Below are 22,133 nucleotides of genomic sequence, written 5' to 3' on the forward strand. Positions count from 1 at the left end.
GTCGGCTTGAGAAAAACGGCTCCTGTTGCAGGGGCCGTTTTCCTGTTTTTACGTTTTAGCGTTTTAATTTTTGTATTTGCACAGCGCTGCCCTCCGGCGACGCTGTAAATGATTTTTTGAAAGAGGCTTTAAACATGGTACCTGTGGTCGCGCTTGTCGGGCGCCCTAACGTTGGAAAATCCACGCTTTTTAACCGTTTAACACGCACCCGAGATGCGCTGGTGGCGGATTTCCCGGGGCTGACTCGTGACCGTAAGTACGGTCGTGCTGAAGTGGAAGGCCGCGAGTTTATCTGTATTGATACCGGCGGTATCGACGGGACAGAAGACGGCGTGGAAACCCGTATGGCCGAGCAGTCGCTGCTGGCTATCGAAGAAGCGGACGTTGTGCTGTTTATGGTGGATGCGCGCGCGGGCCTGATGCCTGCTGACGAAGCCATCGCCCAGCACCTGCGTTCCCGTCAGAAACCGACGTTTCTGGTGGCTAACAAAACCGATGGTCTGGATCCGGATCAGGCGGTAGCGGACTTCTACTCACTGGGTCTCGGTGAGATCCACGCGATTGCCGCGTCTCACGGTCGTGGCGTCACCAGCCTGCTGGAGCATGTGCTGGTGCCGTGGATGGAAGAAGTCGATCCGCGTGAAGTGGAAGAAGTCGACGAAGAAGCCGCCTACTGGGCGCAGTTTGAAGCCGAGCAGAATGGCACCGAGCCGGTTGAAGAGCCGGAAGACGACTTTAACCCGCTGGATCTGCCGATCAAGCTGGCCATTGTCGGGCGTCCGAACGTCGGTAAGTCCACACTAACCAACCGTATTCTCGGTGAAGATCGCGTGGTGGTGTATGACATGCCGGGCACCACCCGTGACAGCATCTATATTCCGATGCAGCGTGATGAGCGTGAATTCATTCTCATCGATACCGCTGGCGTGCGTAAGCGCGGCAAAATCACCGATACCGTGGAAAAATTCTCGGTTATTAAAACGTTGCAGGCAATTGAAGACGCCAACGTCGTGCTGCTGGTGATCGATGCCCGCGAAGGCATTTCCGACCAGGACCTGTCGCTGCTGGGCTTTATCCTTAACAGCGGTCGCTCGCTGGTGATCGTTGTCAACAAATGGGACGGTCTGAGCCAGGAAGTTCGCGAGCAGGTGAAAGAGACCCTGGATTACCGCCTGGGCTTTATCGACTTTGCCCGCGTGCACTTCATCTCCGCCCTGCACGGCAGCGGCGTCGGCAACCTGTTTGAATCCGTCCGCGAAGCCTATGACAGCTCGACGCGTCGCCAGAGCACGGCGATGCTGACCCGCATCATGAACATGGCCGCAGAAGATCATCAGCCACCGCTGGTGCGTGGTCGCCGCGTGAAGCTGAAATATGCACACGCCGGGGGTTATAACCCGCCGATTGTGGTGATCCACGGTACTCAGGTGAAAGACCTGCCGGATTCCTACAAGCGTTATCTGATGAACTACTTCCGCAAATCACTGGACGTGATGGGGACACCGATCCGCATCCAGTTTAAGGAAGGGGAGAACCCGTTCGCCAACAAGCGCAACACCCTGACCCCGAACCAGATGCGTAAACGTAAGCGTCTGATCAAGCACATCAAGAAAGGGAAATAATCCCTTTGCTCCTCGCCCCGGCACGCCGCCGGGGTGAAGGCATACCAGGAGGCTTTATGGAACTGCAATGCCCGACCTGTCATCATCCGCTGGAACTTTCCGGCACGCAGGCGCACTGCGCGCACTGTCATCAGGATCTCACCCTTGAAGCGCGTTGCCCGGACTGTCATCAGCCCTTAGAGGTGCTGAAAGCCTGTGGCGCGGTGGATTATTTCTGCCAGCACGGCCATGGACTGATCTCGAAAAAGCGCGTCGAATTTACCCTCGCAACGCCTTAATCACACACGCAATCTTTTCCGCGTCGCCACAGCTCTTCCAGCTCTGACGGGGCATCACTTTCCGCGATTAGCAAGACGATGTCCGCATGATGCGTACTGTTTTGCTGCGTCCAGCTGATCTGAATGCGGTAATAGCGCTGATCGCCGCGTCCCGGTGACTCCGCCTTTCCCGGATCCTGTCCCAGCGGCAACGAGCGGCGCAGAATATTGCACACACGATCCCGTTGTTGTTCATCCAGTTCAGAAAGGGCGATACGGCGGGGCGCGGCAAGGCGCGGCATATACGCCACGCCGCCTTCTCGCGCCAGGTCAATAACGGCATCTTCCGTCAGCGCGGGCAGGGTTTTCATCACAGCACTCCTGTCTCTTTCCACGCCTGCTCAATGGCGTCGGCGACAGCGCTGCCAGAGCGTTTGCCGCCGTGCTCCACCGTCAGACGGGCAAAGGTGGCGAAATCGGCATTCTGCGCCAGCGAACGGTCGCACACCGTGTCATACCAGGCATAGCCCGCTTTTTCCCAGGCGTAACCGCCCAGCGCCAGCGCCGCGAGATAAAAGGCGCGGTTAGGAATGCCGGAGTTCAGGTGCACACCGCCGTTGTCCTCACGGGTTTTAATGTAGTCATCCATATGGGCTGGCTGCGGATCCTTGCCGAGCAGCGGATCGTCATAAGCGGTGCCGGGCGCAGACATTGAGCGCAGGCCGCGTCCGTTGATGCCTTCCGCCAGCAGACCTTCGCCAATCAGCCAGTCGGCCTGATCGGCGGTCTGCCCGAGGTGATACTGCTTCACCAGCGAACCAAACACATCCGACAGCGACTCGTTCAGCGCGCCCGCCTGCTCAAAGTAGATCAGGCCTGCTTCGGTTTCCGTGACGCCGTGGCTCAGCTCATGGCCGACGATATCAATCGCAATGGTAAAACGGTTAAAAATCTCGCCGTCGCCATCGCCAAACACCATCTGCTGACCGTTCCAGAAGGCGTTCTGGTAATCCTGACCGTAATGCACCGTGCCGCTTAAGATCATGCCCTTGTTATCGAGAGAGTCGCGCTGATACGCGTGCCAGAAGAACTGATGCGTGACGCCGAGATAATCCCAGGCTTCGTCGGCGGCGACATCGCCGTTCGACGGCTGGCCTTCCTTGCGCACCAGCTTGCCGGGCAGCGCCTGGGTGTTTTGCGCGTCATAGATTTCGCGTTCAGTATCGCCGCTGGCGGCGCTCGGGTGGGCAGCGGTTTTGCCATAGTGCTCCGCCATCAGCGTCTGTACGTGCATTAACGTCTGACGGGCGTACTGCTGCTGCGGGGGCGCGCCGTGGTCAATAATGTGGCGCAGGATATACGGCGGAATAACGGAATGCAGGCGAGAATAATTCATGCTGGTCTCCTTACTGGGCGAAAGCCGAAAAATAAGAAACACCAGCAGTATAGTTCCGGGCGGGAAGAGTTTCCCTTATCAGGCTTCAGGTTTACGCTTGCGGGTTTTCTTCACCGGCGTCACTTCTGTGACCTGGCTTGCCACCCAGCCATCTTCCAGACGGGTGGTCAGCGTATCGCCCGCTTTCACCTGCTTGGTTTTTTTCAGCACGCTGCCGTCAGCGGCGCTGGTCACGCTGTACCCGCGCGCCAGGGTGGCGAGAGGACTGACGGCTTCCAGATGGGTGATGGCGCCGCCAAAACGTTCGCGGGTACTGCTCAGGCGATCGCGCATGCTTTGTGCCAGACGGTACTCCAGCTGCTGTACGCGGGACTGGGCGCGATGGATGCGCGGTTGTGGGTTGTGCTGGTTCAGTCGCTGGGTGATGCGTTGCTGGCGCTGGGTAGTGCGCTTAAGCTGATTCTCCAGGGCGGTGGCCATACGCTGACGCAGGCGCTCCAGCACCGTTTGCTGACGCGCCAGCCGCAGCTGCGGATGCTGCTGTTGCAGACGATGATAAAGCTGTGTGAAACGACGATTGCGCGTCGCCAGATAATAATCCATCGCCATTTCCAGCCGCTGCTGGCCGATCTGCAACTGGCGCAACAATTCCTGCTGATTACGGCTGACCATTTCGGCGGCGGCAGAAGGCGTGGGGGCGCGCAGATCGGCGACGAAATCGGCGATGGTCACGTCCGTTTCATGCCCCACGGCGCTGACCACCGGAATGGCGCTGGCAAAGATCGCCCGTGCGACCCGCTCGTCGTTAAAGCTCCACAGATCTTCCAGCGAGCCGCCGCCGCGTCCGACGATTAACACGTCGCACTCCTGACGGCGGTTAGCCTGTTCAATGGCGCGGACAATCTGCCCCGGCGCATCCTCGCCCTGAACCGCCGTCGGGTAGATGACCACCGGCAGAGAGGGATCGCGGCGCTTAAGCACATGCAGAATATCGTGCAGGGCGGCACCGGTTTTCGAAGTGACGACGCCCACGCAATGCGCAGGGGAGGGGAGCGGCTGCTTGAACTGGCTGTCGAACAGCCCTTCCGCCTGTAACCGCGCTTTTAACTGTTCGTATTTTTGTTGCAGCAGGCCTTCACCCGCCGGCTGCATGCTCTCAACGATAATCTGGTAATCGCCGCGCGGCTCATAGAGGGTAACGCTGGCGCGCACCAGCACCTGCTGACCATGCTGCGGGCGAAAGGTGACGCGGCGGTTACTGTTGCGGAACATGGCGCAGCGCACCTGGGCGGTGTCGTCTTTGAGGGTGAAATACCAGTGCCCTGATGCGGGCTGCGTGAAGTTGGAAATCTCACCGCTGATCCATACCTGGCCCAGCTCTTTTTCAAGCAGCATGCGCACCGTCTGATTCAGGCGGCTGACGGTATAAATTGCAGGGGATTGAGTCATTGACATGTGAGCTGGATCAAATTCTAAATCAGCAGGTTATTCAGTCGATAGTAACCCGATGAGAGGCGAACGCAACTATTTTTCTGAAAAAAGTGTGGATGCAACCGATTACGCTCTGTATAATGCCACGGCAATATTTAACCACCCGGTCAGAGATATTGCCCATGCTACGTATCGCTAAAGAAGCCCTGACGTTTGACGACGTCCTCCTTGTTCCCGCTCATTCCACCGTTCTGCCGAATACCGCCGATCTCAGCACCCAGCTGACGAAATCCATTCGCCTGAATATTCCTATGCTCTCCGCAGCCATGGACACCGTGACGGAAGCGCGTCTGGCGATTGCTCTGGCACAGGAAGGCGGCATCGGCTTTATCCACAAAAACATGTCCATTGAGCGTCAGGCTGAAGAAGTCCGCCGCGTCAAAAAACATGAATCCGGTGTTGTTACCGATCCACAGACCGTACTGCCCACCACCACGCTGCGCGAAGTGAAAGAACTGACCGAACGTAACGGTTTCGCAGGCTACCCGGTTGTCACCGCTGACAACGAGCTGGTCGGTATTATTACCGGTCGTGACGTGCGTTTTGTCACCGATTTAAGCCAGCCGGTCAGCGTCTATATGACGCCGAAAGAGCGCCTGGTTACCGTGCGTGAAGGCGAAGCGCGCGACGCCGTGTTTGCCAAAATGCACGAAAAACGCGTGGAAAAAGCGCTGGTGGTTGACGCGAATTTCCATCTGCTCGGCATGATCACCGTTAAAGACTTCCAGAAAGCCGAACGTAAACCGCAGGCCTGTAAAGACGAGCATGGCCGTCTGCGCGTTGGCGCGGCCGTAGGCGCAGGCGCGGGCAACGAAGAGCGCGTGGACGCGCTGGTCGCCGCCGGCGTTGACGTCCTGCTGATCGACTCCTCTCACGGTCACTCTGAAGGTGTGCTGCAACGCATTCGTGAAACCCGTGCCAAATACCCGGATCTGCAAATCATCGGCGGTAACGTCGCCACCGGCGCAGGCGCACGTGCGCTGGCCGAGGCTGGCGTGAGCGCGGTAAAAGTGGGTATCGGTCCTGGCTCCATCTGTACCACCCGTATCGTGACCGGCGTGGGCGTACCGCAGATCACCGCCGTGTCTGACGCGGTGGAAGCGCTGGAAGGCACCGGTATTCCGGTTATCGCTGACGGCGGCATCCGTTTCTCCGGCGACATCGCCAAAGCCATCGCCGCTGGCGCAAGCGCGGTAATGGTCGGCTCTATGCTGGCAGGTACCGAAGAATCGCCGGGCGAAATCGAACTGTTCCAGGGACGTTCCTACAAATCCTATCGCGGCATGGGTTCGCTGGGCGCGATGTCCAAAGGTTCTTCTGACCGTTACTTCCAGACGGATAACGCCGCTGACAAACTGGTGCCGGAAGGTATCGAAGGCCGCGTGGCCTATAAAGGCTATCTGAAAGAGATCATTCACCAGCAGATGGGCGGCCTGCGCTCCTGTATGGGGCTGACCGGCTGTGCTACCATCGACGAGCTGCGTACCAAAGCCGAATTCGTACGCATCAGCGGTGCAGGCATTCAGGAAAGTCACGTTCACGATGTGACCATTACCAAAGAGTCGCCGAACTACCGTATGGGCTCCTGATCGTTTCCACGCCCGGCTTAATGCCGGGCGATTTTGTTTTACTTGCCTCGGAATTAGCGTCAATGACGGAAAATATTCATAAGCATCGCATTCTTATCCTCGATTTTGGTTCGCAATACACACAGCTGGTGGCCCGTCGCGTGCGCGAACTGGGCGTTTACTGCGAACTCTGGGCATGGGATGTCACGGAAGCACAGATCCGTGAGTTCAACCCAAGCGGTATCATCCTCTCCGGCGGCCCGGAAAGCACCACCGAGCATAACAGCCCGCGCGCGCCGCAGTATGTGTTTGACGCAGGCGTTCCGGTACTGGGCGTGTGCTACGGCATGCAGACCATGGCGATGCAGCTCGGCGGTCATGTAGAAGGCTCGAACGAGCGTGAATTCGGCTATGCGCAGGTTGAAGTTAAAACCAGCAGCGCGCTGGTACGCGGTATCGAAGACTCCCTGAGCGCAGACGGCAATCCGCTGCTCGACGTGTGGATGAGCCATGGCGATAAAGTTACCGCTATCCCGGACGACTTTGTGACCGTCGCCAGCACCGAGAGCTGCCCGTTTGCCATTATGGCGAACGAAGAAAAACGCTTCTATGGCGTGCAGTTCCACCCGGAAGTGACGCACACTCGTCAGGGTCAGCGTCTGCTGGAGCGCTTTGTACTCGACATCTGTGAGTGTGAAGCCCTGTGGACCCCGGCAAAAATTATCGAAGACGCCGTGGTGCGCCTGCGTGAGCAGGTCGGTAACGACAAAGTGATCCTCGGCCTGTCCGGCGGCGTGGATTCCTCGGTGACCGCCATGCTGCTGCACCGCGCCATTGGCGACCGTCTGACCTGTGTATTCGTGGATAACGGCCTGCTGCGTCTGAACGAAGCCCAGCAGGTGATGGATATGTTCGGCGATCACTTTGGTCTCAACATTGTGCACGTGGAAGGCGAAGCGCGCTTCCTGGATGCGCTGGCGGGTGAGAACGATCCGGAAGCGAAACGTAAAATTATCGGCCGTGTCTTCGTGGAAGTGTTTGACGAAGAAGCGCTGAAGCTGGAAGACGTGAAGTGGCTGGCGCAGGGGACTATTTATCCTGACGTTATCGAGTCTGCGGCCTCCGCAACCGGTAAAGCGCACGTGATTAAATCGCACCACAATGTGGGCGGCCTGCCGAAAGAGATGAAGATGGGCCTGGTTGAACCGCTGCGTGAGCTGTTTAAAGACGAAGTGCGTAAAATCGGTCTGGAGCTGGGCCTGCCGTACGACATGCTGTACCGTCACCCGTTCCCGGGTCCGGGGCTTGGCGTGCGTGTGCTGGGCGAAGTGAAGAAAGAGTACTGCGATCTGCTGCGCCGTGCTGACGCGATCTTCATTGAAGAGCTGCGTAAAGCCGATCTGTATAACAAAGTGAGCCAGGCCTTTACCGTATTCCTGCCGGTTCGTTCTGTTGGCGTGATGGGCGATGGCCGTAAATACGACTGGGTTGTTTCCCTGCGCGCGGTGGAAACCATCGACTTTATGACCGCGCACTGGGCGCACCTGCCGTATGATTTCCTGGGCCGTGTCTCCAACCGCATCATCAATGAAGTCAATGGCATTTCCCGCGTGGTGTATGACATCAGCGGCAAACCGCCAGCGACGATCGAGTGGGAATAAGATTAACCTGACCCCAACAGGTATTCCCGATAAAAAGCCCGCATTATTGCGGGTTTTTTTTATGCCTGATATTTTTTGCTCAGACATAATCTATCCTGTATTTTCCCCGCCGGTTGTTCAATTATGTTATTTCATACCTGCATTAAGATAATGCTCAAACGTGAGCCGTTTCGCAAAAAATAACGGCGAAAAGCTTTTGTATCTATGATCACAGAAATAAAAAAACATAATTAATTAGTTCAAAAACGTAATGGATTCTCCTTAGTCAGATGTGTCAGAAAGTGTTTCACCTACACAAAAGAGTCCGGAGAACTGATTAAAATGAGTGGAAACACAAAGCACAACCGGCATGATGAATATCATATATTAACCCGCGGCGAGCGTATTGGTTATGGGATGGGCGACTTTGCTCAAAACCTGGTGTTCGGTACGGTAGGCGGTTTTCTGGCGCTTCACATGCTGACGGTGAATACCATCAGTACAGCGACTGCCGGGTTTATATTCCTGTTTGTTCGTATCATCAATGTTTTTTGGGATCCGATGGTGGGAACCTGGGTGGACAAAAGAAGCTCGTCTGCCGGTAAATATCGCCCATGGCTTTTAAGAGCCGGCGTTCCGCTCGTCATTCTTTCCGCTCTGCTTTTTGCACCTATTCCTGGCGTCAGGGGATCTGTTGCTTTTGCATTTATTATTTATCTGGCGCTGGATTTACTTTATTCCGTGGTGAATATTCCTTATGGTTCTCTTAATGCGTCACTGACAAGAGATCCGGAATCTATTGACAGGCTGACCAGCACACGAATGATGCTGGCTAATAGCGCTAATCTGCTGGTCTATACGCTCTTTCCGATGTTTGTGCAGATGGCCGCGCCCAAAGATCGCAGCCTTAAGGATACCGGCTTTTTTGGCCTTGAACTGAATATGGGGAACTATACCGATCCCTCCGCCAGCTATGCCTGGTTTGGTGTGTATTCTGTCTATATGCTCTTAGGGGCGGTGGCGCTTTTTGTCTGTTATAAATTTACTAAAGAGCGCGTTGTGGCGACTGCAGAACAAACTGCCAGTGTAAAAACGACAGATTTGTTCCTTGAACTGAAAAATAACCGGCCGCTGGTTATTCTCGGAGTGTTTTTCATGCTGGCGTTTACGTTCATGTTTTTCATGAACACCGTTAATGGCTTTTTCAATCAGTACGTGGTGGGGCATTCAGAATGGATGGGTGCGATTGGCCTGGTCGCCTCAATCCCCGGCATTTTATTCCCTGTTTTCTGGCCAAAACTGAAGAAAATTTTTGGTAAAAAAGGCTTCTTTCATCTTTTCCTCGGCATGTTTATCGCAGGTGAATTGCTGACTTACGTCTGGTCACGCGAGGGTATGCATGATGCGCTCTGGCTTGCCTACATAGCTACCTTTATTAAACAGTGGGGCTTAACCTCGGCGACCGGTTTCATGTGGGCGCTGGTGCCTGAAGTTATCGCCTATGGCGAATTAAAATCTGGTAAGCGCAACGCCGCTATCATCAATGCCATCATGGGGCTGTTTTTCAAAATTGGTTTTACCATCGGCGGCGCTATTCCCCTTTGGTTACTGGCGGCCTATGGCTTTAATGAAACCGGAGCGCAGCAAAGCGCCCACGCGCTGGACGGTATCGTCATTACCGCGGTCTGGATCCCAATCCTGTTAGCTGCGATTTCAATGATTGTCATGCAAATCTATCCAATCTCAGACAAACATGTCACTGATATCAATCGTCAGCTTGATGAGATTCGTGTGTAGTCAGAAAAATTAACAATAAATAAAATTTAAGAAAGGTGTAATGATATGTCGCTTATTCAAAATCCTGTATTGCCTGGCTTTAACGCCGACCCGAGTATTATTCGTGTTGACGACACTTACTATATCGCAAATTCAACCTTTGAATGGTTCCCGGGCGTTCGCTTACATCAGTCAAAAGACCTGCAACACTGGGAGCTTCTGCCCGCACCATTGTCAACCACCACGCTTCTGGAGATGAAAGGCAACCCTTCGTCTGGTGGTATCTGGGCACCCGCGCTCTCGTATGCCGATGGCCAATTCTGGTTAGTTTATACGGATGTGAAAGTCACAGAGGGCGCTTTTAAAGATATGACCAATTATCTGACCACCGCAACGGATATTCGTGGTCCATGGACAGATCCTGTGAAGCTTAATGGCGTCGGTTTTGATGCCTCCCTTTTCCATGATGACGATGGTCATAAATATCTGGTTCAACAAACCTGGGACCACCGGGAATATCACCATCCTTTTAATGGCATCACGTTAACTGAGCTTGATACACAGACGCTGAAATTAAAGCCTGAAACCGCACGAACTATTTACCGGGGCACCGCGGTGGCGCTTGTTGAAGGGCCACACCTCTATAAACTGAACGGATATTATTATCTCTTTGCCGCGCAGGGAGGGACGGTGTTTACTCACCAGGAAGTGGTGGCTCGTTCCAGCACCCTGGAAGCGGACAGTTTCGAAACCGCGCCGGGAGACGTATTCTTGACGAATGTCGATACGCCAGACAGTTATATTCAGAAGCAGGGGCATGGCTCTTTAGTCTCAACGCCCAAAGGTGAATGGTATTATGCCTCGCTCTGCGCGCGCCCGTGGAATCGTCCTGGCGAGTCGGTTTATGATCCCCGTGGCTGGTCAACTCTCGGCAGAGAAACCTCTATCCAGAAAGTGTACTGGGATCAGGATGGCTGGCCCCGCATTGAAGGGGGGCATGGTGGCAAAACTTTTGTCGAAGGGCCAGCTGATGCTATCCACACCGAAAGCGCAAAAGATCATAGCCAGTATGATGACTTCAAAACGCCGACCCTGGATCTCAACTGGAATACGCTCCGGGTGCCGTTCACCGAAAAAATGGGCACAACGGGCGAGGGTAAATTGACGTTAATGGGGCAGGGCTCGCTGGCGAATACCCATGACCTGTCGCTGATTGCCCGCCGCTGGCAGGCCTTCTATTTTGATGCACAGGTCAAAGTCAAATTTGATCCCGTTAATTATCAGCAAATGGCCGGGTTAACGAACTACTATAACGATCGGCACTGGAGCTTTATTTTTATCACCTGGAATGAAATTAACGGTGCTGTCATTGAAATTGCTGAGAATAACCGCGGGAAATATACTTCATATCTGAAAGACGACGCCATTAAGATCCCTGAACACACCCATTACGTCTGGTTCCGCACGAAAGTCCGCAAGGAAACCTACACCTATGAATACAGCTTTGATGGGATCACTTTCACTGAAATTCCCGTTACATTAGATTCCGCTATTCTCTCGGACGACTATGTGCTGCAAAGTTATGGCGGCTTCTTTACCGGGGCATTCGTTGGTCTTGCGGTGGTGGACTACTCGGGTTACGACGCCTGCGCAGAGTTTTATGATTTCGCCTATCAGGAGCTTGGGGATTCGTTAACGGCAGATAATACTTATAGTTGGCAGGCTTCTGAGTCACGGTTCAATTAAAAGCTAAAGCGTCAATTAAGATCACATTTCAAGCCCGCGCAGACGCGGGCTTTTTATGCGTTACAGGCAGCAGGATATGCCCGTTCCGGTCACAAACGCGTGACCTTCTGAATTTGACCATGGTCGTTATGCGTAACCACAATGCGCTGCGCTTTCTGCAATTCCATGAACGTATCAGCATCCACATCCAGGCTTGCCATCAGGTTCGGCAACTGAATGCGCTGGGCGTTTTTGCGCCTCTCATACCGAAAACGGAGACGATTGTAGGTTGCCCAGATAATAAGACTGATGGCATTCAGACAGGAGAAATAAAAGTAAACCTTCAGTCGATGGATCACTTCTTCCCCTAATATTTCAGGATTGAAGAATTTTATCAGGCTTAACGCTAATAAACTGATAAACAGCAACCAGACAATACAGGTCAGGAACAGGTCAAGGCCATAACGTAATGGTCGCGTTTCTGTGCAAATGATGTGATTTTCCATATCAACCGGCGACGTTGTTCTCCTCGTTATAACAGGGGACAATTACCGAAACCAGCGGCTTGCCTTTTAACGTGGGCACATCATCTTCCCGGCCCCATGACCAGTGCCGTTCACGACTGAACCAGAACAGCAGCCCCCCGGCCATCCATAAAACAGACATAAAAAAGGGCCAGAAGAAAACAAAGCGAAGCATCGTTTCAACGGAAAATAACAGGGCTATCACCAGCGGAATGCTCACCACCAGGCACAGGATAATGAGCGAAACAATACGATTATTCATTTTCTGGATACCAGTTAGTTGAGATCTCAGGACTTATTACGCGGACGTGATCTTCACCAGTAATAAGATCGTCCGGGGTGTAACCATAATTTTTTACGCCGTTGAGTTGTAATAACTCCATCCAGCTGGCAATGTCTTTAGCATCAACAGATTGCGTTTCTAATTGCACTATTGCTTTATCGTTCGCAGCAGAGAAGCTGGTGATATAGCGGGCAAGCTGCTGTAGCCACTTACTGGCAAACTTTTTGTCTTGCTTCGCCCGGTAGGGATTAGCGACAACTATCGTCCAGTCGTAAAGGCGTAATGACTCCTGAATACGTCGATTAAACATGTCGTCCATTTGCGGGTGCAATTCCGGCATGGCGATAATCTGGCGTGCCGTTTTTATCGACGGTCCGCGAACAGCTTTAACCGTATTCGCCAGAGAAACCGTTAGCGCGGTGGACGTCGACTTGTTGGCGAACTCCCGTTTACGGGACGCTTTCTCATCGACAAAAACAACGCCGTCAAAGACGCTGTGTGCGGCCAGGTCCTCATACATGTCGTGTATTTTTTGCCAGGTGACGTCATCGATCACCTTTGAGGGCTTGTCTTTCCCGGCCGGGCTGAAGTCCCAGTTCAACAGCGGCATTGAGGCATATACCGCCACATCCGTGCGCGTCCTGAGTTGCCAGGCGAGACGATTGAACAGGTCTTCCCGGACAGGTAACCAGCGATTGGGGAAATACACCTCGCGAGTGGCGCTATTTGCTACCGGCGTTACCGATGCCTGTAAAAATACCGTACTCACATTCATGTCTTTAATCCGCTGAACAAGAAGATCAATATTCTTCTCCTGCCGATTTTTATCGACATCATAAATGCTATCAATGCTCACGCTGATTGAACGCATCTCTGACTGTTCCTGTACGCTGGCGACCATTTGCGCAAAATCAATCAGCGACGGATTATTATCAATCAACAGGCGTGGGATCGCGTCCAGGTTATCTACCGTGGCGAGTCCGTCCTCAAGCGTAAAGAAAGTATCAAAACCCAGCTTTTTGAGCTCCTGTATGGCCACGCCATTTTCCGCGCCATACGGCCACACCCAGGATTTGGGTTGTTTGCCGGTATATTTTTTTAGATGCTCAGCGATATTTTTACCGTCGGCGCTGACGCGTCGACGATATTGTTGCTCCGTTTCATAGGTCGAGGTTGTCGGCTTATAGAAACGGTTAGCGATGGCTGGCAATTTGCTTCCGCTGGGGTTGGCTTGCACACCATAATGGGAGTTCCAGGTATGAGCGCCTATTTCCACAAGCGGCGAGCGGGCAAGTTCAGCAATTTGCTGCCATGTCGCGATTTTCTCCCGATCAATATACTCATCGCCAAACTTTACCTTTTTATTGGCTGGCGTATCGACCCAACTGCCCACGGGGGCCCATAAAGCGGGCCACTGATAGGCTTTCAGTAGTGGAAAAACGCGGGTATAGAAACTCTGATAACCGTCGTCAAAGCTCAGCAAAACGGCTTTGGTGGGTAAGGTTATTTCGCGTCTGTGAGCTGCGCGAATTTGCTCCACGCTAATAGGCTGATAGCCATTTTCCCGCAGCCATGAAAATTGCTCCCGTAGCGCGCTGGTGCGTACCGACATAAAGCGCTGATCGGCACTCTCGTCCTCAACGTCATGGTAAGCCAGCACAATAAAGCTGTTGTCAGGCCAGGGATTTTCCGCACGTAATTTTTGCCTATGTCCGGTGAAGAAAACGATACCTTTCGGTGATCGTTACAGGCTGTAAGCATGCTGATGCCAAGCACTATTATAAAAGTACGCAGTATCTTCTTTAACATACCTTATCCTTAAAACCTTAAAGTCATATCCAGTTCAATACCCAGGTTATGCTCTCGCTTCCCGTCATAAGGGCGCTTAACCCAGTTCACTTTCGCACCTACACTTCCTTTGTCATTCCATTCAAAACGCTGGCCGTAACTCACTTGCGTGACGGGAGCACTGCCATGATTTTTCTCCCAGGCACTCCCTGCACCGGCCGTGAATTGCTGGCTTAAATTGGTTGAGTAATTCTCATAAATGACGTTGTTAATATTCAGGGCAGGCAGAACGTCCACTGTTTTTTGCGGATTGTAATAAGGCGTATCTAATTTCTTATTCGCCCCGTAATAGATGCCAGCCTGCGCATTAACCTGCGTTTTATGGCTCGACCATAATGTCTGTTCACCCGTAAGGGAGAATTCTGAACGCCGGTTTCCGTCGGAAAAATGCGTCCGGCTATAGCTGAAATCAGCGCGGGTACGCTCATTTTTCTGCCATTGCAGGTTAGCTTCAGCGCTATTTGCCGTAATACCGTGCTTCAGGGCGCGTGCAGGTGTGCGATGCGAAATACGCTCCGCCTGCGTACCGATACTGAAATTATCGTTAAGGTCATAGCGCGCCGAGAAGCGGCCGCCTAATTTATCGCCATGATTAAAATGACGCTCCATGATTTCGCCTTCCATCCAGATATCGCGCGAACGCCACTCTAAGCCTGCTGACCAGTCGCGAACGTTACCCTGGCCTTCGGTGAAATGACTGTTGATCTCGCCAAAGCCCGCAAATGCCCGCCAGTTTTTTGCCAGCGGCGGGGTATAAATGGTCGTGGTAAAGCTGTTGTCATGGCGGCCGGAATCAGGGCTGTCAGAATCCAGATCGACTGTTGCGCCAACACGCAGCTCCGCGGAATGATGAATATCGTGGGCCCGTTTCAGCTCTTTCACCGCAGAATTTGCCGGATCGCGTTTTTGCACGTCCGCTAATAACAGTTCAGCGTGTCGCCAGTCCTGAAGCGCCATTGCAACATAGCTCTGTTCTACTTCCAGCGAAATGTTTGTCGGCTCAAGCACTTCCGCTTTCTTTAATTCCTTCTCAGCCTTACGCGGCCAGCCTCTGGCCATCAGCACTCGCGCATAGTCAATTTTCAGGTTCTGGTTACCCGGTGCCCTGTCTTTGAGATTACGCAGGTAACGTTCAGCCGCAGGAAGGTCGTTGGCATATTCATGCAGCTCGGCCAAAAACAGATGGCCCTGCAACCATTCGTTATTTGGCAAAGGCAGCGGCGAACCTGGCATATAAGTATGAACAGGCTCTTTTTTCAGAATATGATTTGTCAGCAGCGACGCCGATTTAAATCGATTGCTTTCCAGATGGCTATAAAACAGATCGGCACGTTGCTCTTCGGTAACGTCTTCTTTTAATACTCCCTTGCTGTAGAAAAGGTCTTTCAGCATTGCTTCGGCTTGCTGCGGTTTCTTTTCATGCAAATAGGCCGATGCGACCCAGTAGCGGGCATATTCGGGAAGCGCGATACCTTCACTTTTCAGTACTTTTTCCTGCTTAAGCACATCCTTATGCCTGTCGCGTGCAAGCAGCGCACCCATTTGATCAATAAGAGCGCGGCGATAGTAAGGGGCCAGCTCTTTTTTATCCTTCCACTCACTTAATAATGACTGGTAGGTGGCTAACGCGCGATCGGCAATGTTATAGCGCTCGGATTCACTACGGGTTGGCATAAACGCCAGTCGTACAAGTTCGGCAGCATAACCGGCACGAGCATCAGGATCAGCGTGAGATCCATTCTCTTTCAGCAACACATACGAAAGATCGTTATCCTGCAGCGCCTCCTTATATTCTTTAACACCCGTGCCTGATGATGAATGCTGCATCGCCATCGTACTGGCAAAAAGTTCATTCTGCTCCTGTCCGGCGAGTCGATACACCCAGGCCGCCGCCAGATAGTTACGGCTGTCCGGATCCTTCTTAAGCAACGTATTTACGTGTTCTATAGCGGATTTATGATTACCGCTGTCCGCCAGCGTTAATAAATACCCCCGCTGATAGTCGGCATTGGCAGGATCCTTGTCGCATAAACGTTTCCAGAGCTGTAATGATTCAGACCAGCGTTTCTGATTGCGATAAGCTTTAGCCGCCGCCGGATAAGCCCGCAGCGGTAAGTTTTGCTGGCTAAAGCGCTCATATACAGAAATCACCTGCGCATCCTCGCCTGCCCAGGAGGCGATCTGTAACCAGTCTGCAATTTGCTGATTGTTTAGCGATGCGTGGGAGGCGAACCAGGCCAGCGCGGGCGTGGTATTGCCGTTTCTGGCTTCCCGTACCAGCGCATCATAATTCTGAGGCTGTGCATTAACCTGGCAGCTAAAAAAAGATGCCAGACAAACTGCAATTAATTTATAACGGGTTTTTACACTGCTTTTCTTTACGTTAAACATAGGCCCTCATGTAATTTATCAGAGTGATACTGTCCCTTGCCTGATAAAGACATAATGGTTACGCTAAAGTTATTTTATTTATGGGCCGGAAAGGGTTAGCTTTTCTGATCCGCGAGCTAAAAGCTTGCTTTCATTTTTTATCCTGAAACAACCGGTGAGAAAAAAATTCTTCTCCCGACGCTGTCTGACAAAAAATACGATAGCGGGAAAGCTTTTCCTCAAATATTTTTCGCTCCTGCGGCGTCAGGCCGGTAAGCGTACACGCCTGCAAATTGTCAATGCCCAGCCACTCGCTAAAAGCGACAGAAAAAGCGACAGAATCAATATCCCGTTCGTTGAGCGGAAAATTATCAACAGTCATCTCATGCCTCATTTATTTTCAGGTAGTCATCGAGTAATAATCGCCATCAAAAACGATGCTTCTGTTCTTGCCTTCACGTTTCGCTTCATAGAGCGCCACGTCAGCAAAGCCGATAATATCTTTCACGCTTTCCGTACCGTTACTACGGTAAATACCGATGCTCGCGGTTATCTCGCCTGGTAATCCAAGGGAGGAGGAGTGGGAAAGCCGCGCGACGTTTTTGCATATGTTATCCGCCACATATTGCGCCTCTTTTTCAGAAGCGGCGGGTAATATAATGGCAAACTCATCACCGCCGAGACGGGCAAAAATATCTTTTGAGCCAAGATTGTTGCGGATCACCTGTGCAAATTCCTGAAGCACCTGATCGCCTTTTTGATGTCCGAAGGTATCGTTAATCTCTTTGAATTTATCCAGATCAAGTAACAGTACACTGAATCCGTTTTTTTTGTTTTTGTGCGCCAGCAGTGTTTCTATTTCCTCAAGAAAATAGGTGCGGTTATAGGCTTTTGTTAATGCATCGTACATGCGCATATGGCACACCTTTTTTAACGAGGTGAGGGTATCGGCGATGATGAAAGCCGTGATGAGCAAACGGCAACTCACTTTTATGCCCCTGATCAGGTTCCAGGCTACAATACTCTCCTGGCCATAAATATAAAGAATCATAACGCACAGCATTTCTGTCAGCATCAGCGCGGCAATGCCATTCCAAAGGGTGTTGTTAAAATTGTTGTAATAAACAACCAGCACAAACAACACCAGCGCGAGCGCACCACAGGCATAACGGGCATAGTCCATATTTTTTAGTGCCACGGGATGCCCTGGCGAAGGGATAGCGGCATCTTTATAGAGATAACAGGCGACGATATATACACAGATAATATATGCCGCTGACAGAGATAAGATGATGCTGTCATTATTCAGGCATTTGCCATGCTCTTTTATATCCGCGGCATACATCAAAAGCGCGGCAAAAATAAAGCTCATGGTGCATACTTGTCTTGCCAGATTAAATATTCCAGGATTTGCGGCTTTACTCATTGATCGCACGAAATCGATGGGGCGCCATGTCGTCGCGTCATAGACGATGGAGGTACTTTCTGTGTAAAACAGTGCACCTGCCAGAAAAGCCATGCTCAGCAGTAGATAATGCTTTTTACGGTTATCACAATAATATTTGACAAGGATCGCTGAAAACGCCGCGACGTCCGTGGCAATTAATATCAATAATGATAATAAGTGGAATTGTGGTGTAGTATTTGAAAATACTGAATCAGCAGTAATGATTAAATCTTTCATAATACAGGTATTGATTAGTAAATTAAAATCATGCTGTATGCTACAGCCCAGGTTAAAGAGGGTGCATTATATTTTCAGCTTTTAATAATATCGACAGATTTTTTAATTACATTACCGGAATAAAAATGCTGAAGTTTACGCGTTCCTCTGAATAAAAATTTAATTTCATTAAGTGTATTTCATGACGCAGCTTTAATTTATATCTGGTCATGATGAGCATATAAACAATTTTGCTAAAAGCTCCATAGGTATCCCAGTCCCCTTCGAAATTCATTTTTGCATAATCACCACTAAAAAGATGAGTGTTTTCTGTTGCTGCTGATTTCGTTGATGTCGCCCAGGAGATATCCACATCGACTATACTTTCGCGTCCTTTACTTAACAGCGCAGAGTGCTTAGCTGAGATAGCCAGTTCTTTTATGACTTCTTCACTATCAAGTAATAATTTTTTAATGCTTTTCGTCACGTCAGATACTGCTGGCTCAAAAATATGATCATGCACCGTCACCGTGTGGTTGTAAGCAAATTCCCGCGTTATGGTGCACAGCTCCACCTCCGGCAGCTGGACGTCTTTCAGCAACAATGAAGGCTGTAATTTATCAAATTCCCAGACGTCTGATCGGCGATAATCTGTGGGCGACAGGCCAGTAAATTTTTTAAAGGCTCTGGCAAACCCCTGATTGCTCTGATAATGAAATAAGTATGCAATTTCGGTGATCGGCAGTGACGTCATGCGGATCAACACGGCTGCACGGCATATTCTCCGTTTAAGGATGTAATCACCCAACGATTGACCATATTGTTGCTTAAACCAGGTTTCAATAGTACGTCTGCTATAGCCTAACACTTTGGTCAGATCGTCAATGTTTGCCAGAGAATAGATATTCTCTTCAACCCAGGAAATGATGTGCTTGCGTATAGTTTCTTTCATTCCCTCAGATTTTCCTTAAATTCTAGCGGGTAAAATGAGGCGAACGGATCATTTTACGCAAAAGTGCAGCCGGTAAGTCATTATGAGTATAGATGAATAAAAGAGCGGCCCCTGGGGGAGGGTTCGTGCAGGAGTCGTTGCCTGTCAGCGCAGGGCGGTCACAGGGTAGATTTTTACGGACGCAGGAATACCCACGCTAACAGAAGCGTGCTGTCTGACAGGGTGAAGTCTTAGCGTTGTGCGGTGGGGTCGATAGTCTGGCTAATCTGTTGAGACTGGGCTTTATCCTGATGATGATACCAGGCGCCAATGGAGGAATAGACGAAGCGGCCAAAAAAGAAGAAGAAGCTGATGAGAAGTACGATACGGGTCATGCGACTGTCAAATCGATGTCGTTTTCGCATACTGTTTGCCTGACTCACAAGGGGTCCTATAAGGTAAGCCCGATCGACGGGCGGTACGTTATTAAGGCACAAAGCCAGATGCAGGTCAATTCACAATAATGTAAAAAATCGTCAAAAAAATATTAATCAGAATTATATATTCCGGCGCGAAACATTCATAATATCTATAAATAAAGTGCTGGAATGATTAATTGTGTAATTATTGATTAGTGTGGGCCGCTTTTTTGATGCAGATCAATTATTCATGACAGTACATAACTAAAATCGCAACAGACTTCACGAAATCGTACCTTTACAGACGGGTTGGATGCCTGCCTGAAACGCCCCTCCTGGACCCTGGGTTTTCTGACGAGCATCTATGACTTTTTTAAAAAGGTATCAACAATACAAAGATCAATGGTGGGCGCTACCGCTTTTCCTCCCTGTTGTTTTACTGCCATTCGTTATCCTTGCTAATACATCCACCCAGATTGCTGGCGGTGTCGTTACGCTCTACTATCTGCCGCTGGCATTTTTTATCAGCCTGATGCTGTTTTTTGGCTGGGCGGCGCTGCCTGGCATCACGCTTGCGCTGGTTTTCCACTACTACCCCCATACCGGCGGTATGGAGATCCTGGCAAAAACTGTCCATTTTCTTATCCCGACCATCCTTAGCTGGGCGGGGTATCGCCTTTTTGTCACGCGACGGCATATGGTGTCGTACGGAAATGCCGATTTAATGGGGCAGCGCCTTTTCTGGCAGGTGATCTGTCCTGCCGCCATTATTCTGCTTATCTTCCATCTGGCGACTTACCTCGGCATGTACAATAACTACAGCATGATGGCAGGTTCCAGTCCGTGGAGCGTTCGTACGCTGATCAATTTTCAGGCGTTGATGGTAGGCTGTCTGACCGGCATACCGATGTGCTATCTGCTGATCCGTATCATCCGCCATCCGCGCTATGTGCGCAGTTTTATTACCCAGATGCGACGTGAATTCCATCCACGATGCTCACGGGTTGAAGTCGTGCTGTGGCTTGGCTTACTCATCGTCATCCTGGGTTTTTTACTGCAACCCATGAATGAAGAAAGTACCATTTTCAGCTCCAACTACACGCTGACGCTGTTAATGCCGGTAATGCTGTGGGGAGCGATGCGCTTCGGCTATCGTTTTATGTCGGTGGTCTGGACGCCGTTTCTTATCGTCGCGGTGCACTATTTTTACTGTTACCTGCCGGTCCGCCAGGACTATGGCATCCAGCTGACCATCACCTCGTCCAGTTATCTGGTGTTCTCATTCATCATTAACTATATGTCGATGCTGGCCACCAGCGAACGTATGGCCCATGTTCGCGTCCGAAAACTCGCTTACCTCGATCCGGTGATGCACATGCCTAACCTGCGGGCGCTGAATCGCGCGCTGGCGGATACGCCCTGGTCGGTACTCTGTTTTCTGCGTGTCCCTGAACTGGAAATGTTAGGACGTAATTACGGCGTCATGCTGCGCATTCAGTACAAACAAAAACTGGCAGAGTGGGTGCGTCAGGATCTGCATACCCATGAGGATGTCTATCATCTTTCGGGGCCCGATCTGGTGATCCGTCTGAATACGGAATCCTATGAAGAGCGTATTGACGCGCTGGACGCCAGGATCAAACAGTTCCGCTTCGTCTGGGATGGCATGCCGCTACAGCCGCAGGTGGGGATCAGCTATTGCTATGTGCGTTCACCCGTCGTCCATCTTTACCTGCTGCTGGGCGAGTTAAGCACAGTGGCGGATCTGTCGCTGGCGACCAATCATCCGGAAAGCCTGCAACGTCGCGGCGCCGCCAGCTTACAGCGGGGCCTGAAAGATAAAGTCGAGATGATGAACCGGCTCCAGCAGGCGCTGGAAGCGGATCGCTTTGTGCTGCTTGCGCAGCCCATCGCTGGCATCCGCGGCGATAATTATCATGAGATCCTGCTGCGCATGGTGGGGGATAACGGCGAATATATCGGCCCGGACAGCTTCCTGCCGGTGGCGCACGAACTTGGTTTGTCGTCGCGCATCGACAAGTGGGTAATAGAAAATACGTTACGCTTTATGGATGCCCATCGCGATGTGCTGCCCGGTCAGCGTTTTGCCATCAACCTTTCCCCGTCGTCCGTCTGCCGCGCGCAGTTTACGCTGGAAGTCAGCCGCCTGCTGAAAGCCTGGAATATCGAAGCCTGGCAACTGATTTTCGAAGTGACGGAAAGCAATTCCCTTACCAACATCGAACAGGCTAATCAGACCCTCGGACAGCTGCAACATATGGGCTGCCGGGTAGCGATTGATGATTTTGGCACCGGCTATGCCAGCTATGCGCGGCTGAAAAACGTTAATGCCGATATTTTAAAAATCGACGGCAGTTTTATCCGCAATATCACCTCGAACAGCCTCGATTATCAGATTGTCGCGTCCATTGTTCATCTGGCGCGCATGAAAAAGATGCAGGTGGTGGCGGAGTACGTAGAAAGCGAGGAGATCCTGCGCGCGGCCATGGAGCTGGGGATCGACTATATGCAGGGCTATCTGATTGGCAAACCAGAGCCGCTGAGCGGCCTGGTTGAAAGAGCAGCTTTGCCGTCATTGCGCGCCTGAGCAGGCGATGAC

The 22,133-nt window shown here is 51.6% G+C and carries 17 protein-coding genes and 1 pseudogene; 7 read left to right on the plus strand and 11 right to left on the minus strand.

The genetic code is table 11. The features are described from left to right. The first annotated feature begins 134 nt into the window (after positions 1 to 134). Positions 135 to 1,622 (plus strand): ribosome biogenesis GTPase Der, encoded by a 1,488-nt coding sequence (gene der, locus ACQUTD_RS15100; RefSeq protein ID WP_072569325.1) that lies wholly within the window; start codon positions 135 to 137, stop codon positions 1,620 to 1,622. 56 nt (positions 1,623 to 1,678) lie between these two features. Further along, entirely contained in the window at positions 1,679 to 1,900 is a 222-nt protein-coding gene (locus tag ACQUTD_RS15105) for a zinc ribbon domain-containing protein (protein ID WP_318362729.1), read from the plus strand. Here the strand turns inward: ACQUTD_RS15105 and ACQUTD_RS15110 are convergent. From ACQUTD_RS15110 to xseA, 3 genes are all read right to left on the minus strand, one after another. After that, positions 1,897 to 2,250 carry a protealysin inhibitor emfourin gene (locus tag ACQUTD_RS15110; protein WP_072569323.1) on the minus strand — a complete coding sequence of 118 codons (354 nt, stop codon included), beginning with the start codon at positions 2,248 to 2,250 and terminating at the stop codon, positions 1,897 to 1,899. The genes ACQUTD_RS15105 and ACQUTD_RS15110 overlap by 4 nt on opposite strands. After that, a complete protein-coding gene (locus tag ACQUTD_RS15115; RefSeq protein WP_318374390.1) occupies positions 2,250 to 3,275 on the minus strand; it encodes a M4 family metallopeptidase in 1,026 nt (341 codons plus the stop codon). The genes ACQUTD_RS15110 and ACQUTD_RS15115 overlap by 1 nt, the downstream gene beginning before the upstream one ends. A gap of 78 nt (positions 3,276 to 3,353) precedes the next feature. Then, entirely contained in the window at positions 3,354 to 4,730 is a 1,377-nt protein-coding gene (gene xseA / locus ACQUTD_RS15120; protein WP_473277300.1) for an exodeoxyribonuclease VII large subunit, read from the minus strand. Positions 4,731 to 4,888: 158 nt separating this feature from the next. On the opposite strand from xseA, the gene guaB reads away from it, so the two are divergent. From guaB to ACQUTD_RS15140, 4 genes are all read left to right on the plus strand, one after another. Further along, the gene (gene guaB / locus ACQUTD_RS15125; protein WP_158684905.1) at positions 4,889 to 6,355 is read left to right on the plus strand and encodes an IMP dehydrogenase; all 1,467 of its coding nucleotides are present in this window, start codon (positions 4,889 to 4,891) and stop codon (positions 6,353 to 6,355) included. Between the two features lie 62 nt (positions 6,356 to 6,417). Continuing rightward, the gene (gene guaA, locus ACQUTD_RS15130; RefSeq protein WP_072569506.1) at positions 6,418 to 7,995 is read left to right on the plus strand and encodes a glutamine-hydrolyzing GMP synthase; all 1,578 of its coding nucleotides are present in this window, start codon (positions 6,418 to 6,420) and stop codon (positions 7,993 to 7,995) included. A gap of 321 nt (positions 7,996 to 8,316) precedes the next feature. After that, entirely contained in the window at positions 8,317 to 9,771 is a 1,455-nt protein-coding gene (locus tag ACQUTD_RS15135; RefSeq protein WP_473277301.1) for a glycoside-pentoside-hexuronide (GPH):cation symporter, read from the plus strand. Positions 9,772 to 9,816: 45 nt separating this feature from the next. Further along, a complete protein-coding gene (locus ACQUTD_RS15140) occupies positions 9,817 to 11,496 on the plus strand; it encodes a family 43 glycosylhydrolase (RefSeq protein WP_473277302.1) in 1,680 nt (559 codons plus the stop codon). An 89-nt stretch (positions 11,497 to 11,585) separates the two neighbouring features. Here the strand turns inward: ACQUTD_RS15140 and pgaD are convergent, their stop codons facing one another. The 8 genes and pseudogenes from pgaD to ACQUTD_RS15180 form a co-directional block, all read right to left on the minus strand. Then, complete coding sequence (pgaD, locus tag ACQUTD_RS15145) at positions 11,586 to 11,981, minus strand: poly-beta-1,6-N-acetyl-D-glucosamine biosynthesis protein PgaD (protein WP_473277303.1); 396 nt, start codon at positions 11,979 to 11,981, stop codon at positions 11,586 to 11,588. A 10-nt stretch (positions 11,982 to 11,991) separates the two neighbouring features. Continuing rightward, positions 11,992 to 12,261, minus strand: a pseudogene (locus ACQUTD_RS15150) (poly-beta-1,6 N-acetyl-D-glucosamine synthase); the annotation flags it as partial. Continuing rightward, positions 12,254 to 13,942 (minus strand): poly-beta-1,6-N-acetyl-D-glucosamine N-deacetylase PgaB, encoded by a 1,689-nt coding sequence (pgaB, locus tag ACQUTD_RS15155; RefSeq protein WP_473277304.1) that lies wholly within the window; start codon positions 13,940 to 13,942, stop codon positions 12,254 to 12,256. The gene pgaB and the pseudogene ACQUTD_RS15150, both read right to left, overlap by 8 nt. Positions 13,943 to 14,100: 158 nt before the next feature. Then, positions 14,101 to 16,521: a poly-beta-1,6 N-acetyl-D-glucosamine export porin PgaA gene (pgaA, locus tag ACQUTD_RS15160; protein WP_473277305.1), complete on the minus strand. Its 2,421-nt coding sequence runs from the start codon at positions 16,519 to 16,521 to the stop codon at positions 14,101 to 14,103. 130 nt (positions 16,522 to 16,651) lie between these two features. Beyond that, positions 16,652 to 16,882 (minus strand): hypothetical protein, encoded by a 231-nt coding sequence (locus ACQUTD_RS15165; RefSeq protein ID WP_473277306.1) that lies wholly within the window; start codon positions 16,880 to 16,882, stop codon positions 16,652 to 16,654. Positions 16,883 to 16,900: 18 nt separating this feature from the next. After that, complete coding sequence (locus ACQUTD_RS15170; RefSeq protein ID WP_473277307.1) at positions 16,901 to 18,184, minus strand: diguanylate cyclase domain-containing protein; 1,284 nt, start codon at positions 18,182 to 18,184, stop codon at positions 16,901 to 16,903. Between the two features lie 106 nt (positions 18,185 to 18,290). Beyond that, positions 18,291 to 19,115, minus strand: a complete 825-nt coding sequence (locus tag ACQUTD_RS15175; protein WP_473277308.1) for a helix-turn-helix domain-containing protein — start codon at positions 19,113 to 19,115, stop codon at positions 18,291 to 18,293. Between the two features lie 230 nt (positions 19,116 to 19,345). Then, positions 19,346 to 19,537, minus strand: coding sequence for a YfgG family protein (locus ACQUTD_RS15180; protein WP_072569504.1), 192 nt, complete (start codon positions 19,535 to 19,537; stop codon positions 19,346 to 19,348). A gap of 340 nt (positions 19,538 to 19,877) precedes the next feature. Here ACQUTD_RS15180 and ACQUTD_RS15185 point away from each other — a divergent pair, with 340 nt between their 5' ends. After that, on the plus strand, positions 19,878 to 22,121 hold the full coding sequence (locus ACQUTD_RS15185) for an EAL domain-containing protein (protein ID WP_473277309.1): 2,244 nt from the start codon (positions 19,878 to 19,880) through the stop codon (positions 22,119 to 22,121). Positions 22,122 to 22,133 lie beyond the last annotated feature (12 nt).

The sequence above is a fragment of the Enterobacter sp. K510 genome, from assembly GCF_055804875.1.